12 protein-coding genes are annotated in these 15284 nt (G+C 48.4%); 6 read left to right on the forward strand and 6 right to left on the reverse strand.

The window, feature by feature from the left end:
- The coding region (locus IQ235_RS04325; protein ID WP_264320266.1) for a PAS domain S-box protein at positions 1-1871 on the reverse strand (1871 nt) is incomplete at its 3' end.
- Between the two features lie 278 nt (positions 1872-2149).
- Here IQ235_RS04325 and IQ235_RS04330 point away from each other — a divergent pair.
- Both IQ235_RS04330 and IQ235_RS04335 read left to right on the forward strand, forming a co-directional pair.
- The gene (locus tag IQ235_RS04330; RefSeq protein WP_264320267.1) at positions 2150-3337 is read left to right on the forward strand and encodes a VWA domain-containing protein; all 1188 of its coding nucleotides are present in this window, start codon (positions 2150-2152) and stop codon (positions 3335-3337) included.
- A gap of 183 nt (positions 3338-3520) precedes the next feature.
- A complete protein-coding gene (locus IQ235_RS04335) occupies positions 3521-5788 on the forward strand; it encodes a caspase family protein (protein WP_264320268.1) in 2268 nt (755 codons plus the stop codon).
- A 53-nt stretch (positions 5789-5841) separates the two neighbouring features.
- Here the strand turns inward: IQ235_RS04335 and IQ235_RS04340 are convergent, their stop codons facing one another.
- The 4 genes from IQ235_RS04340 to IQ235_RS04355 form a co-directional block, all read right to left on the reverse strand.
- A complete protein-coding gene (locus tag IQ235_RS04340) occupies positions 5842-6333 on the reverse strand; it encodes a gluconokinase (protein WP_264320269.1) in 492 nt (163 codons plus the stop codon).
- Positions 6334-6487: 154 nt separating this feature from the next.
- Positions 6488-7072 (reverse strand): PAP/fibrillin family protein, encoded by a 585-nt coding sequence (locus IQ235_RS04345; RefSeq protein ID WP_441373243.1) that lies wholly within the window; start codon positions 7070-7072, stop codon positions 6488-6490.
- A 29-nt stretch (positions 7073-7101) separates the two neighbouring features.
- Complete coding sequence (locus IQ235_RS04350) at positions 7102-7995, reverse strand: transglutaminase family protein (RefSeq protein WP_264320270.1); 894 nt, start codon at positions 7993-7995, stop codon at positions 7102-7104.
- A gap of 519 nt (positions 7996-8514) precedes the next feature.
- Positions 8515-9069, reverse strand: a complete 555-nt coding sequence (locus tag IQ235_RS04355; protein WP_264320271.1) for an Npun_F5560 family protein — start codon at positions 9067-9069, stop codon at positions 8515-8517.
- A 109-nt stretch (positions 9070-9178) separates the two neighbouring features.
- Here IQ235_RS04355 and tmk point away from each other — a divergent pair, with 109 nt between their 5' ends.
- The 3 genes from tmk to IQ235_RS04370 all read left to right on the forward strand — a co-directional run bounded on the left by tmk (position 9179) and on the right by IQ235_RS04370 (position 12602).
- On the forward strand, positions 9179-9898 hold the full coding sequence (tmk, locus tag IQ235_RS04360; RefSeq protein WP_264320272.1) for a dTMP kinase: 720 nt from the start codon (positions 9179-9181) through the stop codon (positions 9896-9898).
- A gap of 325 nt (positions 9899-10223) precedes the next feature.
- Positions 10224-11372 (forward strand): citrate synthase, encoded by a 1149-nt coding sequence (locus IQ235_RS04365; RefSeq protein WP_264320273.1) that lies wholly within the window; start codon positions 10224-10226, stop codon positions 11370-11372.
- A 579-nt stretch (positions 11373-11951) separates the two neighbouring features.
- Positions 11952-12602, forward strand: a complete 651-nt coding sequence (locus IQ235_RS04370) for a GUN4 domain-containing protein (RefSeq protein WP_264320274.1) — start codon at positions 11952-11954, stop codon at positions 12600-12602.
- Positions 12603-12906: 304 nt separating this feature from the next.
- On the opposite strand, the gene IQ235_RS04375 is transcribed toward IQ235_RS04370, so the two are convergent.
- Positions 12907-13374 carry an SET domain-containing protein gene (locus IQ235_RS04375; RefSeq protein ID WP_264320275.1) on the reverse strand — a complete coding sequence of 156 codons (468 nt, stop codon included), beginning with the start codon at positions 13372-13374 and terminating at the stop codon, positions 12907-12909.
- 173 nt (positions 13375-13547) lie between these two features.
- Here IQ235_RS04375 and IQ235_RS04380 point away from each other — a divergent pair.
- A partial coding sequence (locus IQ235_RS04380; RefSeq protein WP_319592544.1) for a hypothetical protein occupies positions 13548-15284 on the forward strand: 1737 nt, incomplete at its 3' end.

Raw genomic sequence — 15284 nt, forward strand, 5'->3', positions numbered from 1 at the left:
GAGCAAAACAGGCGATGCATCCGTTCGGGAGGAATGCCAATTCCCGTATCGCGAACGGCAAATTGCAACTGGTATAATTGTCCGCTCTGCGGTGACGATTCGGTCGGGTTGTTCGGATGCGAGGCATCTAGATGGGAATCCAAGCTCGGAACCCGACAAGGGTGAGCCGAGACCGAAACCACCACTTCTCCGGAGTCTGTAAATTTAACGGCATTCCCGATCAGATTCACAAGAATTTGTCGCAGGCGGGTGATATCTCCTCGAATCGCCGCTGGGGTTTCCGAATCGAGCAGATACCCTAATTCAACACCTTTTTGAGTGGCTTTGGACGCGAGTAAATCGAGAGACTCTTCCACACAACCGACTAAATCGAAGGGTTGATTTTCCAGTTCGAGTTTGCCCGATTCAATTTTCGAGAAGTCGAGGATATCGTTAATAATCGTTAGCAGCGCCTCACCACTATTGCGAATGGTTTGGACGAAATCTTGTTGCTCGTAGGTGAGGGAGGTATCGAGAAGTAACCCGGTCATGCCGATTACCGCATTCATCGGCGTGCGGATCTCGTGGCTCATATTAGCCAGGAAGTCACTTTTTGCCTGAGTGGCGGCAATGGCTTCATCCCGTGCGTGTGCCAATTGCGATGCAGCTTGTTGGCGCTCGATTTCTCCACCGATCCATTGCGCCATCAGCTTTAAAATTTCGCGATCGACCGCCTTGAAGGGTTCTCCTAGAGCGCGGGTACTCGAAAAACTTAATGTTCCGTACACGTGACCGCCAACAATGACGGGAGTGCCGATGTAGGCTTGAATTTTAAACGGACCGTATTCGGGGGGTTCGGCACAACCGCAGACGAGGAGAAACTCAAAGTAAAGGGGATCTTTGGCTTCGATCGTGCGGTAGCAGTAGGTTTTTTCTAACGCTAAGATATCGCCCCTGGCGATGGCATTGCTGGGAGATTGGACTTCGAGCGCCTCAAAGCGATCGCCTTGAATCCGAGATAAAATCCCAATTTCTAGCCCGAACCGCAGTCTTCCCAACGCCAGCAATCCTTGAAGGCGTTCTTCAAAATTAAGCTGACGCGACGAGGTGACTTTATACATCGAGCGAATCGAGGCTTCGCTTTGGCGCAAGTCTTTTTCGGCAAGTTTGCGCTCGGTGATATCTCGCGAGACCGAAACCACTTCGATCGCCCGATCGGTGTTGGGATCGCGGACGACGCGGCTGGTGGTTTCAAACCAGACGTACTCCCCGACTTTGTTGCGAATGCGATAGCTAACCGTCAACGTCGATGAGGGTTCGATTTCGCTCGCTCGGGTCGGATTGAGGGCATTAAAGTCTTGGGGATGAAACAGCTCGTAGATATTCTTGCCGATGAGTTCCTCGCTGGCGTATCCGAGCAGTACCTCACAAGCAGGGGATACATATAATAGAACGCCATCGAGAGTGGCTCGCGCAATTAAATCGGTGGAATTCTCGGCGATGAGTCGGTATCGAGCTGTGAGTTCTTGCTGCTCCCGCTCTTGGAGATCGAGGGTGGCTTTGAGGGAGTTGACCGTTTGGCGCAAATGGGACAGTTCGCTGTCAGTTGCCGTTCGATCGCCGCTTACGCTCAGTTCTACCGCGTTCCTCGAGCTTCTGAGGGTCTCTGGTTCGGAGTAGAGTCTAGCGAGCCATCGCTGGGTCGCCCATAGGAGTATACCGATCGAGACAATGCCGATGGCAAATGGAGATAAATCCGAAGACGGGAGAGCGCGTCCGTCAGGTGGGGGGAGATTTGGGAGCCAAAGAATCGAAAAAGTCCCATAGAACAGCGCATCAAGCGAGATCGGTACGACTCCCATCATCAACAGTATTTTTTTGCGTAATGTCATGAGGTTGTCCCTCAGCCTGAAAATGCATGAAATTTCCTGTTGTTTTTAGTCCATCTATCCGGTCCGATCGAGGTTTTTTGGAGGTGACTTAAAAGCAAACTCGTTTTCGTTGCTCCCAGACAGACTGCCAAACCATCGACGAGAGATAATGACCTTGAGATAACTCCAATGAACCGGGCACGCTCCCAAATCCGCTCTTTAAAATGCTCTTTACTCAATAGCGTGCAACCTACCTGAAAGATAACACAAGGATCTGACGAAACCGAGACCGAACGCCGATGGATCGAGACAACGAGTTTGAATACCGACGACGCTGGCGGCTGATTTTAGGCGGTGGTGAAGCCGACGAAATCGATCGAGGTGAGAGTCCTTGCGATGGCAATGGTAAAGGCGATCGAGGAGCGGATGTTGAGTTAGACCCGACCGATCGGATCGTCGATCGAGCGATGGAATCTCTTTACGGCAGCGAACGTTACGGAGGTTTGGGGAGTTCTAGCCCGAACTTGGCTCGCTGGTTAGGAGACATTCGCACTTACTTTCCGACTTCCACCGCCCGCATCCTTCAACAGGATGCAATTGACCGACTGGATTTACACCATCTGCTCTTAGAACCCGAAATGCTGTCGGCAATGGAGCCAGATGTTCGCTTGGCAGCCGATTTGCTCTCTCTCGATCGAGTGATGCCCCATACCACTAAGGATACCGCACGAAAGGTCATTGCAGAGGTCGTCTTAGCTTTAGCGCGTCAATTGACCGCTCCCACGACGGCAGCCGTTCGGAGTGCAAGAGGGCGATCGATCCGAAATTTTCGCCCCCGCCATGGCGAACTGGACTGGCAACAAACCATTCGAGCTAATCTCAAATACTACCAGCCTGAGTATCGCACGATCGTTCCGGTGGCTCGCATCGGTCGCACCCCCTCAAAATCATCTCTACCCGAAATAATTCTCTGTATCGATGGAAGTGGCTCGATGGCCACTTCTGTGGTGTATGCCAGTATTTTTGGGGCGGTCTTGGCTTCGATCGATTCGATCGATACCTATCTGGTAGGATTCGATACCTCGATCGTAGATTTCACAGATCGATTGCAAGATCCCATTGAGGTGCTATTTGGAATGCAATTGGGGGGAGGAACGGATATCGATGGCGCACTAGTCTACTGTCAGGGGTTAATACGCACCCCCCATCAGACGATTTTGGTTTTAATTAGCGATTTGTATGAGGGAGGAGATCCAGAATTGATGCTGAGGCGAGTCGCTCAACTGACCGAAATGGGGGTGCAGGTGGTGGTACTTTTGGCGCTCAACGACGAAGGTGCGCCAGATTTCGATCGTCAAAACGCCCAAAGAATATCAGATTTGGGAATTCCCGTTTTTGCCTGTACTCCCGATCGATTTCCCGATTTGATGGGGGCAGCTCTAAACGGACAGAACTTAGATCGGTGGATCGATCGACAAGATGGGTAGTTAGCTCCGGAAAAACGTAGTTGGAAAACCCGATCGTCGTGAGATCGAATACTGCATAAGTTATTTCGGGTCAGAACTAAGTATTGATAAAGGAATGCGATCGCCTGTTTGTCTTTCCACTTATACTAGACACCAAAAAACATTTATAACCCGCGATCGGGTGCAATACCAAAATATAAAAATATGAAACGCCGCCACTTTCTCCAATTTGCCAGTTCCACCTTAGCAACGCTGGGATTGAGCCAACTCGATATCGTCAGACAAGGCGATCGTTATGGCAAAGTTCTCGCCCAAAGTACGCCGCGCAAACTCGCCCTTTTGGTGGGGATTAACGATTATTCCGGAGACAGCTGGAATTCTCTCAAAGGCTGCGCCACTGATGTGCTGATGCAGAAAAACCTGTTGATGTACGGCTTCGGTTTTAAGGAAGAGGATATTCTGGTACTTACCGATGAAGATAAGCCCGCCAACGTCACTCGCGACAGCATCTTAACGGCTTTTGAAGAGCATCTCATCGCTCAAGCGAAACCTGGTGATGTCGCTGTTTTCCACTATTCTGGTCACGGTTCTCAAATTCAAGATCCTGATGGCATTTCTGCCGATGGACTTAATAGCACTTTCGTTCCCATCGACAGTCCGATCGTGTCCGATGAAGGGGGTATAGTGAACGATATCATGGGGCGTACCCTCTTTCTGCTAATGCGTGCTGTCAAAACCGATAATTTAACCGTGGTTCTCGATAGCTGCCACTCTGGGGGAGGAACACGGGGCAACTTGACAGTGCGATCTAGATCGGGGGGAGTGGAATTTCTACCCAGTGAGGAAGAACTGGCATTTCAGGAAAAATGGATCTCCAAGCTAGATCTATCCGAGGAAGAACTTAAGGAGGTTCGAGAGAATATTGCCAAAGGAGTGGTTATCGCATCGGCACAACGGGAACAACTGGCCGCCGATGCCTCCTTTAATGGCTTTCACGCCGGGGCCTTCACCTATTTGATGACGCGCTATCTCTGGCAGCAAACCCGCCCCGAACCCGTCAAGGACTCAATATTCAAAATTTCTCGAAGTCTGAGCCGAGTGACTAATCTTCAAAAACCGCTCGTTGAATGTAACCCTGAGGAAAATAGCCTTGAACCTCTCTATCTGACTGAAATGCCCCGTCCGTCTGCTGAAGGAGTTATTACGCAAAAATTAGGGAACGATCGCGTCAAGTTGTGGTTGGGTGGTGTCAACCGCTATAGCTTGGAGGCGTTCAAAGAGGGCACAAAGCTATCGGTACTCGATCGTTCCGGACAAAAGCTGACGATTGGAGATGGACCGCCGGTCGAAATCGAGCTTAAGAGTCGCGAGGGGTTAGTGGGCGTGGGTCACATGACCAACGGTAACGGAGGTCGCGATCTCGAACCGGGAATGTTTGTCCGGGAGGAAGTCCGCAGTATTCCCCTTGATTTTCACTTGCGCGTGGGAATCGACGATCGCGCCTTCGATACCGAATCCATCACCACAGCACAGCAAGCTTTGAATGCCCTGTTCCGCATCCAAGCCATGCCTTTGGAAAAAGAGGACGTGCAGTACGTACTCGCCCCAATGACCTCCGAATACCGAGAACAGTTAACAAACCAGAACGATCTCCCCCCAGTCGGTAGCTTGGGGTTATTTAGCCCCGTATTCGACGAAGCGATTCCCGATTCTTTTGGCGCGGTAGGCGAATCCGTATCAGAAGCTGTCAACCGCTTGCAAACCAAGCTGCAATCGTTGCTAGTCGCCCGTTTGTTTAAATTGGTCATTAATCCCGAGTCTTCCCGGCTGAATGTGGAGGTCATTATGCGGAGTGGAGTGGGTGAAGTCTTAGGAACGACTTTTACACCTCGGGGCGGCTCTACTCCTCCCAAATCTTCAATCAACGAGGCTTCAGCGTCAGCTCTTCCTCAATTCCGACCGGGAGATTTTGTTGAGTTTGAATTCAAAAATAACGAAGGGGGAGATCTCTACGTTACTGTTTTATTGATTAGTCCCGATCGTTCTCTGACGAGTATTTTTCCGTCAACGTTTCAAAATCCCGAAGAAGACTCTCTGATACCGGGCAATAGCACGCGCATTATTCCCGACGTTGTTCTTGACGGCTTCCAGTTTCAAATTGCCAATAGCCCTGGCTTGGTGGAAGTGCTCGTCGTTGCTAGTCGCACGCCATTGCGCGAAACGCTCAAAGTCCTACAAACACTGGCAGAAGAAGTGTCTACCGATTATCGAGGTCCCGTTGGTACGTCGTCGGAGGCTGCGTCCGATTTGGTCGATGGGTTGTTCGAGGATCTCAATAGCGTGAAATCAAACAATAGCGAAGCTCGGGACAGCTTCAATGATGGTCTTAAACATTACGCTCCGGCGATTGCCACAGTCTTGGCGAATGTGAATCAGATGGCAGCACTATCCATTTCATTTGAGGTGGTATAGCACGATGAAAAGAGATTAGGATACTAGGGTCGCATCTCAAACTCGATCGCGTCTCAATCGATCGCATTTCTCTCCCGAATTTGCCCCACCAGAACCTCCGGCGAGTGGGAAATATCAAACCAAAGGGCATCTTCGGGTTCTTCGAGGGTGTCTAATTGGCTTTGTAAGAGGGCTTCGCTCATAAAATGGTCTTGACGCTTGCTCAGTCGTTCCGAAAGAGCCTTGAAAGAGCCTTTCAGATAGACCCACTTGATACGATCGCCATTTTCGCCACTCAGCATTTGACGGTAACGAGATTTAAGAGCGGAACAAGCTAAAACCACGGGGCGATCGCTTTTTAACCAATTCTCGATCGCCTCGTGTAAACGTTCTAACCAGGGTTGGCGATCGCGATCGTTCAGCGCAATTCCCCGACTCATTTTTTCAATGTTTGCCTGGGGATGAAGATCGTCGGCATCAAAAAATTCCCAACCTAAACTCTGAGCCAGTAGTGTTCCCACCGTCGATTTTCCCGACCCCGAAACCCCCGTTACCACAATAATCATCCAAAGCTAAAAAGAAGAGTGACATCTTTACGAATATTTCCGATCGCAGCTAACATCCAGTTTGGATAATTCTCTTTAGATATTTTTCGGGTAAATATTAAGCGCAAACGATCAGAAAAAAAGTTAAATTTACCGATCGCCAATTACTAATTACTCAATTTTTTGTCAAAACAAAAATACTACCTCGACTTCCTCGTCCGATCCGCAAATCTTCATCGAGATAAGTCGTATCCAGCCAATTTAATTGGTTATCGTCAACGGGAATATCGATCGCCGGGCCGATATTTTCCTGCTCTAGCTTATTCGCAAAATCTTCTGGATTGCGGTAATCGATCGCCCGTTGCAATGCCAAAATCCGCCGATCGAACTTGACGCTTACTCGCTCGTCAGAAAGCGGTGAAATTTTTGCCCGGACACTGAGTACACCTTCTAAATAAGGCAATCCCGAAACTTCAGCAACGTTATAAAGCCGACCGGTTTGAGTGCGAACGCATTGATAAATCTGCCCCAAAGTCCAAAGGGGAAACTGCCCTAGATTGAGTAAATCTTGGCTAGTGGTGTAGAGCAATCGCCAATTACCATCAAGTAAATCGTCTCGTTGTGTCGGACGCTGGGTGGGGTTTTCAGCTTCTAAGCGGATGATGGCTTCCCCAATAGCAGCTCGATCGCCTTCTCCACTGAGCAAACCTCGATTTTGACCGGCGATCGCTTCTAATAATCTTGCTTTTTCTCTCATCATCTTTTCGTAAATGTCACCATCAAACCCTCTCAGTCCGAGACCCCTTTTTCCGATCGCAAATGAATGTCTTCGGAAACCTCCACCTTCACCTGACTTTTCAGATTTCCCGTGACGGCAAATTCCGCCGGTGTAAAATCCCCCTGAATGGGAGTTGTATATCGAGTGAAGGCACTCGCACTTAAGGCAATATAATTATCGGCTACCACCAATCCCTGGCTGGGATCGTATCCCCGCCAACCCGTACCGGGGAGGTAGACTTCCGCCCAAGCACTGACTTCCGAACGCTCTTCGGATGAGGGACTTGCTCGATAGCCGCTGACAAATCGTGCGGCTAACCCGATCGATCGACAAACTTCCATAAACAATACGGCTAAATCCCGACTCGAACCGCGTTTGGCTTTCCAGGTAATTCCAGGAAACCAGGGATCGTCATTTTCTCGCTCGATCTTTTGACAAATTTTGTAGAGATGCTGATTTAATTTACCTAAAAAAGCTGTTGTTTTCCCTTCCACTTTCCGAGTTAGATCTTGAGCCAAATCGATCGCTACGGGATCGGGAACTGGGGTGTAAGATTTTAAATAGGGTTGTAACTGAGCTAGTAAAGAACCGGGATAGTCTATCGGCAGCTTAGCCGCCCACGATTCGACTTGGGAATAAAATGGATTGGTTTGGCAGGTTTCGATCTGAACGGTGGTCGTAATTTCTAGCTGCTTTGTCGCCGATTCAAACCATACTCTCTCGATAGCATTACCATCTAAATCGAGGACGCAAGCCATACCGGCTGGATGGGGTATTACGTTGAGAGCAAAATTACACAGTCGCTGCAATCCGTCGCTGCGAGGTCGCAGCCGCAGAATATGAGGCGCGAGAAAGACTGGTCGATCGTAGGTAAAAGTGGTGGTGTGGCTGATATGATAATACACTTGGGCGCGATCGAGAATAAACAGGTTTTCGAATGATATTGCTCTATGGTATAGATCGCACCGATTTCTAAAAGCAAAATAGAGATCGAGCGTCCTGACTTTTATCGCTTTTTGGGTAATCTATTCACAATTTACCATCCCTACTCCCGATCGACCTCTAGGGTCTCACCTAGTGTCGTACTCACCTATAACGCAACACTTGCCAATTTTCAAAATCGGTGTATACCAAGCTAAAATCTAGCAAAACTCAAACAATCTACCACGACGTTCTGTACCGAGCGAGTAGATTGTGCTTATCTAGGGTGCAAATTTTCTCTTTTCAAACGTACGGGATTTATGCTAAGGCTCACCGAAGTCTTGGAGTTTATTTTGTTGGACTCGATGTTGGCTTAGCTCGCATCTCTTTGCAACACAAACAAAACGCTAAGAAGGGTCTAATTTAGGCACAGCTTGTGGATCGGAGCGCTCTTTTAAAAATTCTCCAACCCACCAAACTTACCCCCAAAACGAGATGACCCGTTACGCTCCTCCAAAAGAGGGAAGAGAGGCGTTACCGTTCGATGGCTTGAAACTCGGTAAATCGAGCTGCCCCGTAGACTTCCGAGAGCGCATCGCCAACCGATAACTGACGCTTTGAAGCTCTGCGTGCAGCTTGCGATTTTCTTTTTGCAGCATCTCCACTCGCTCTTTGACTGGAGACAATCGCTCGGCAAACTTCTGACGGTAAATTTCTGGCAACTCTTGAACGACTTGCTCTAGCATTCTCGCACGGTCGGTTAATTCCCGAACGGCTTGCCGCTCTTCAACCAGTTGCGTATCCCGCTGGCTAATTTGTTCTTGGTAAAACTCTACTTGCTGCTCGACCTCTTCAAGTTGTTGGCGCAGCAGTTGCATTTGGGCGTGGTGCTGCTCGGAAACTTCTGGGTTGGGCGTAAAATTCGCATTTCCCTTGACCAGGCGGAATAATTCTTGGGACAACTGCTGTACCAGTCGATCGCGCATCTGAACTTCTTCTTGTAAGCGCGATACTTCGGCTTGCAAGTCTTGAGCGTTGAGTGATTCTGTCGAGTTCACCGAAATACGACCTCCTCGGAAGTTTCCAACTCTTGCTAATGTACCATCTGCAACGCACAATTGTACGAGTGCGCGTGTAAATAATGTTGTAATTCGATCGAAAACTCAGATGGAAAACGATCGTTCGAGGGGTCGATTGATTGTCTTTGAAGGGATAGAAGGTGCTGGTAAAACGACTCAGTTGCAGCAAACCCATCAATGGCTCTCGAACCAGACATCAGAAGATGGAACTTTCCCCACGGTTATCGTAACTCGCGAACCGGGTGGCACGCACTTAGGAGTTCGGATTCGCCAGCTCTTGTTAGAGCAACCTGATGCCGACCCCATTGGAGAGCGAGCGGAATTGTTATTGTACGCTGCCGATCGCGCCGCACACGTTGCCGGGCTTATCGAGCCTCATCTAGCTGTCGGGGCGATCGTCTTGTGCGATCGCTATACGGAATCAACCATCGCGTATCAAGGCTACGGCCGGGGATTGGATCTCGATACGATCGAACAACTCAACCAAATTGCCACGGGGGGAAGACTCAGCGATCTAACCCTCTGGCTCGATCTCGATCCGACAGAGGGGCTGAACCGCGCTCGGGAGCGAGGTCAGCTCGATCGGATGGAACGAGAAAACCTCGCTTTTCACCAACGGGTGCGCCAAGGTTACGCAACATTGGCTCAAACCCAACCCGATCGAATCGTTCGCGTCGAGGCAACCGGGACGACGGCTGAAGTACAAGGGCGCATCCAGGAGGTTTTGCAGCTAAAGATACCCCATCTATGCCTTTTGAAACAAACGCCAAAAACGCCAGACGGACAGTTCCAACAAACAGCGAGCTGAGTCAGTCCGCTGAATTGGGCGATCCTCATTAAGGTCTCGAATACCAACAATTTGCCGAGTGTCGCTCGCTCCTTAATGTCGGATTTTCGTGAGAATTATCGAAGAACGAGCACAGACCGACCGAGTTTCTGGTAAGTTAACCTCATCGATCTCGCTCGATCGGGGGCAACTGAAGCTGGGGAGTTCCGGCATCTATACTCAAGGGTAAAAGTCCATTCGTTCCCGGTAGCCCGTTCGCGTTCGCAATAGCTCTACTCACCCTTCAGCGCGCGAAAATGCAAGTTGTCTGCGATCGCTTGTCATCAGTTCACACAATGGGAGAATCATGTCTGTCGATACTTACAGACCCGGTCTTGAAGGGGTTCCTGCTGCCAAATCCAGTATTAGCTACATTGATGGTCGCCAAGGCATATTAGAATATCGCGGCATTCGGCTCGAGGAACTCGCAACTCAAAGCACTTTTTTGGAAACGGCTTATCTCCTTATTTGGGGTCAACTGCCCACGAAAGAAGAGCTAAAGTCTTTTCAACACGACATTCGCTACCATCGACGGATTAAATATCGCATTCGGGATATGATGAAGTGCTTTCCCGAAAGCGGTCATCCTATGGATGCTTTGCAAGCGTCTGCTGCAGCTTTGGGTTTGTTCTATTCTCGTCGGGCATTAGACGATCCCATTTACATTCGCAATGCAGCAATTCGCTTGTTGGCCAAAATTCCGACAATGGTCGCGGCGTTTCAGCTGATTCGCCAAGGGAACGATCCCGTGCAACCTTGCGACGATATGGACTACGCCGCAAATTTCTTGTATATGCTCACCGAGCGAGAACCCGACGAATTAGCCGCTCGCGTTTTCGATGTTTGTTTGTTGCTTCACGCAGAGCATTCCATGAATGCTTCGACGTTTTCAGCCATGGTAACGGCTTCAACTCTGACTGACCCTTATGCGGTTATTGCCTCGGCGGTCGGAACCCTCGGGGGTCCCCTTCATGGGGGGGCGAATGAAGAAGTTCTCACCATGCTCGAGGAAATTGGCTCGGTGGAAAATGTCCGACCGTATCTAGAGAAGAAACTCGAGAACAAGTCGAAAATTATGGGTTTCGGTCATCGGGTTTATAAAGTCAAAGATCCCAGAGCGACAATTTTGCAAAACTTGGCCGAACAACTCTTTGAAAAATTCGGTCGAGATGTCTATTACGATATTGCCATCGAGTTAGAACAGGCTGTGGAAGAAAAGCTCGGAGCCAAAGGAATTTACCCGAACGTTGATTTCTACTCGGGTTTAGTGTATCGAAAACTAGGCATTCCTACGGATATGTTTACGTCAATTTTTGCCATTGCGCGGGTGGCGGGTTGGCTGGCGCACTGGAAAGAGCAACTCGGAGAAAACCGGATTTTTCGACCGGCACAGCTCTATGTTGGGATGCACGATCGCCCTTACATTCCTCCGAAAGAACGAACTGCACTGGTGTGAAACACTCAGGAACAAACCGATCGAAAACCGGTCGAAGTGTTGTGAGCGGCGATCGAGATTCAGGGGGTCGAACAAGATTTTTCGACCCCCTGATGGTTGCGAAACGGTGTCTGAATCCTTCTAAACTTTAGTTAACAGGTTTTTCGATTTACTAGAGCGGACGATCGGATCTTCTACGCTCCCAGTCGGTTCAATGCCGGTCGAGTATTCGTCGCTCGATGGCTAGAATGCCGATGGTTTTGATGACCTCTAATGTGCGTGGGAAAATTTTCTAAATGAGGACAAAGCACAAAAACGCTATTGCGATCCACCGTACCGATTTGAGTCGCGTCGATCGCATCAGTGCAATTACGTAAACGCAATTCATAGATTAGAATAAGTGAATTCAAGAAAATACACGGATTCTCAAACAATACGATAGGCTCTAGGCTGGTAACTAATCACTTTCAAAGTCGAAAGAGCGGTACGAGTGTCAACCCTGGCGCTTATCTGTGGGAATGACTGATGATGGCGAGTCAGGATGTGTATCTGCCCCTTCAAGCTTCAATATTATCTTGGGTTTAAGACCTGGAGTGCGCAATGGAATGGATAAGCTTAGGGATGGCGATCGTTGCGATCGCTGCAATAGCCCGATGGGGGTGGATGGCGTGGAAGCGACACTCTCAGCAAGCGGATCTGAATATCCAGGATGCCAATTCTCGTCAATCTCTAGATAATTCCGAAGCATCGATCGCCGTTTCGCCTCTGGCTCCAATTTCAAATATTGACGATCCCAAAGCCGTCATCGAAGAAGTGGATGAGTATGGGAAGCTTCGGGATTATCTTGAAAAAAAGAAGTACGAAGAAGCCGACCGAGAAACTTGGCGGTTGATGTTACAGATCGTGGGTGCTCGCAAGCGAGGCTATTTCGAGCTTGAAGATTTCGAGATGTTCCCCAGCACCGCTCTGCAGACGATCGATCGACTGTGGATCGATTTGAGTGAGGGACGCTTTGGCTTCAGCGTCCAAAAGCAGATTTACCAAGAAGTTGAAACAGAATATTCCCAACTCGGTACTCGCGTTGGCTGGGTGCATGGGGGAAAGTGGTTAAAGATGGACGATCGAACTGGCGATCGAGAGTTTCCAAGGGGTCATCGACCCTCTGCAATCTGGCAATCTCAACTGGTTTCGTTTGGTTTTTTTGGGTTGGGAATGTGCATCGAGGTATTTTTATCGCGAACTGATTTGTAATTCGATGGGTGCGGCTTCACCGAATTGATACGGTCTGGGAAATCCGACCGAGTCACTGGGTTGGAGGAAAGGCAAGCGGTGAAAGATCCGGATCCTCTTGCCAAATATTTGTATGAGTAAGGAGCGAGTCCAGGAGATTTAGACATCCATCATGACATCGTTATACCGTCGAATCGGAAACCCGAGCCGAATATTACTAGATGTTCCTTCAACGTTCGATCGATTGGACGGACTTTTAAACTGGTGAGTTTTGGATGAAGAGTGAAAATACAACCCAAAAATTAGCAACACGAAAGCCAAGCGTCTAGTTTCGAGCCTTGGCTTTTAGATAATCTGCAATAAACTCTCCGTAGCTTTTTTGTACTTCGGTCGGAAGATGGAAAAAACCGCATAACTGTTTCCGACATTCAGAAACGTTACAAGCCGATTGAAATTTTGCAGAAAATTCCGTTTCTGTTGTTTCGTAGTCAAAAGTAATTTCATCTCCCGCAGCAATGTCTATAAGAGCCACGAAATCGTAACCTCCCCACGGGTTGTTCCGAACTCCAGTATTGGGTTGACAGCAATGGTTAATTAAAACGGCAGGTTCGTCAATTAATACGTGAAGATCGAAATCCATCTGGATCGAGTGTGGCGTTCTCTGGGGCAAAATCCGAACTTTGCGACCGCTCGCGACGGTTTCTCCTTTAGAAAAATTGCGAGCGGCAAAGACTCCTTTCCCTTTAGGCTCGATATCCCGAACCAGAAGATGGGAATGATTACAATCGGTCATATTCTGTGGGTTCTCCTGTTCTGATTTCGTTTTTTTTGAGGTTAGGGTGACTGTAAAACTGCTAAAGGGTTAGTCAATTAATGATACAAAATCGATCGGTCAAGCAAATGCTTAGCTTCGTGCGCGCAAAGATAAATCGAAACACTCACTTTTTGGGTCTTTCGATTTCTATTATGGCGCTAAATGTATTTGCTTATACGCTAGCTAGCTCCTTGTTTATTTACCACGCAGGTGCCGAGGGGTTACCTCTATCTTATATTGCCATTGGTTTAGTGTCAGTCCCGCTTTATACTGGGTTTTCACAAGTTGTCGATCGGTACAGTCATTCCCGTATTTTTACTTATTTATTATTGGGAGGCATTTTACTTGTTGCGGTTTTCAGAACTGCGATCGAATCACAATTGTTGCTAGTATACTATGCCATTTACATTGGATTTTACTTTCAATGGCGACTGCATCTCGATATTCTTTTACCTAGTTCGATATCAGACTATTTTACGTCTCGAGAGTATAACCATTATGTTACTTACTTGACCATGGCACAGGGTGTGGGAGGACTACTCGGAGGGGGGTTGACGATGGTCTTAGCGAATCGATTCTCCTCAGAGGATATGCTGCTGGTTTTACCATTACTCTACGGTCTGGTTATCGCTCAATTGTCGTATCTCGAAAGTTCTGAAGAGCCGATAGAAGGTTCTCACCTGAAGGCAAAATCTAACAGTGCCTTGGTTGATAACCTGAAAGTATTGCCGCTGCTGCGAAAACGCTATCCGATTATTGATTTTCTGATTACAAGTATTATTTTATGGGTCATTCTCTACAGCTTGGCCGAGTTCGAGTATTTTCGGATTTACTCCCAAAATTTTACAACAGAAAGAGAGCTAACTCATTTTCTCGGACTTTTTCGCGCTGTTAGCGATATTTTGCAATTATTGCTACTGTATTTTGTGACGAGACCTGGTATTAAGCATTTGGGAGTTGTTGGCATGAATCCAATTTATCCTATTACCACTTTGCTTGGATTTATTGCCTTGAGTCTCAGTGGAAATCTGCCCGTTGCCATCGGATTGAATTTTAATAACGCCGCCTGGGAAACAGCGATTAACCAGCCCATTTATACACTCAATTTTAATGCGATTCCTGCCAGCTTCGTCGGACGAGTTCGCTCCTTGGTGGATGGCTTGTTTTATTCCCTCGGTCTGGCTTTAGCCGGTGTGCTGTTATGGATTTGCGAATCTTTTCTCGGACATTCCAAAACAATTTTACTCGGGACGATTTTAGCCGCTTTATTTTGGCTGGTGCGCCACTGGGTCAGCCAAAGTTACCTCAAGTCTCTGCTTGCGATGCTGCGAGCGGGTTCCGTACGCCTTAACGATGTGAGCGAAGGGTTAGATCGACTTCCTGATAACTATGCTCCTCAAATCAGCCAACTGCTTCAAAGTGAGACTCGAGCCGATCGACTGTTAGGATTGCAGTTGGCTGCCCGGATCGATCGACCGAGTCGATTTATCATCGAAATCGAGCGTTTGCCTTTTGAAGACGAGACCAAACTACAGGTGGCTACCATCGAGCTACTGAGTTCGGTCAAAGATATCGGCATCTCCGATTATTTGCGAGATCGGCTCAAATCGCCCCGAGAAACCCTTCAATCGATCGCCCTGGCATCTCTGCTCGCGAGCCGCAAGCCAATCTCCGACGACGAGCTGCGCCCTCTATTAAACGCAAGTAGTGAAGAACTGTTCGCACTGACCTGTGTGGCAGCAGAAAATGCCAAGAGTTCTGATTCCGTCCTGCAAAAAGCTTGCGAGAAATTTTGGCAATCGAATATCGAAGATCGAACCCAACAGGTATTGATTCGGGGAATCAGCAGTACGGGAAATAAGAAGTTAATTCCCAGACTGCATCAAATT

The sequence above is a fragment of the Zarconia navalis LEGE 11467 genome, assembly GCF_015207075.1.
Taxonomy (GTDB): Bacteria; Cyanobacteriota; Cyanobacteriia; order Cyanobacteriales; family Geitlerinemataceae; genus Zarconia; species Zarconia navalis.

Bases quoted from the DNA above. Each gene is read 5' to 3' on its own strand.
- IQ235_RS04335 (WP_264320268.1), top strand. From the start codon at position 3,521: ATGAAACGCCGCCACTTTCTCCAATTTGCCAGTTCCACCTTAGCAACG.
- tmk (WP_264320272.1), top strand. From the start codon at position 9,179: ATGGAAAACGATCGTTCGAGGGGTCGATTGATTGTCTTTGAAGGGATA.
- IQ235_RS04345 (WP_441373243.1), bottom strand. From the start codon at position 7,072: ATGATGAGAGAAAAAGCAAGATTATTAGAAGCGATCGCCGGTCAAAAT.
- IQ235_RS04330 (WP_264320267.1), top strand. From the start codon at position 2,150: ATGGATCGAGACAACGAGTTTGAATACCGACGACGCTGGCGGCTGATT.
- IQ235_RS04375 (WP_264320275.1), bottom strand. From the start codon at position 13,374: ATGACCGATTGTAATCATTCCCATCTTCTGGTTCGGGATATCGAGCCT.
- IQ235_RS04340 (WP_264320269.1), bottom strand. From the start codon at position 6,333: ATGATTATTGTGGTAACGGGGGTTTCGGGGTCGGGAAAATCGACGGTG.
- IQ235_RS04365 (WP_264320273.1), top strand. From the start codon at position 10,224: ATGTCTGTCGATACTTACAGACCCGGTCTTGAAGGGGTTCCTGCTGCC.
- IQ235_RS04370 (WP_264320274.1), top strand. From the start codon at position 11,952: ATGGAATGGATAAGCTTAGGGATGGCGATCGTTGCGATCGCTGCAATA.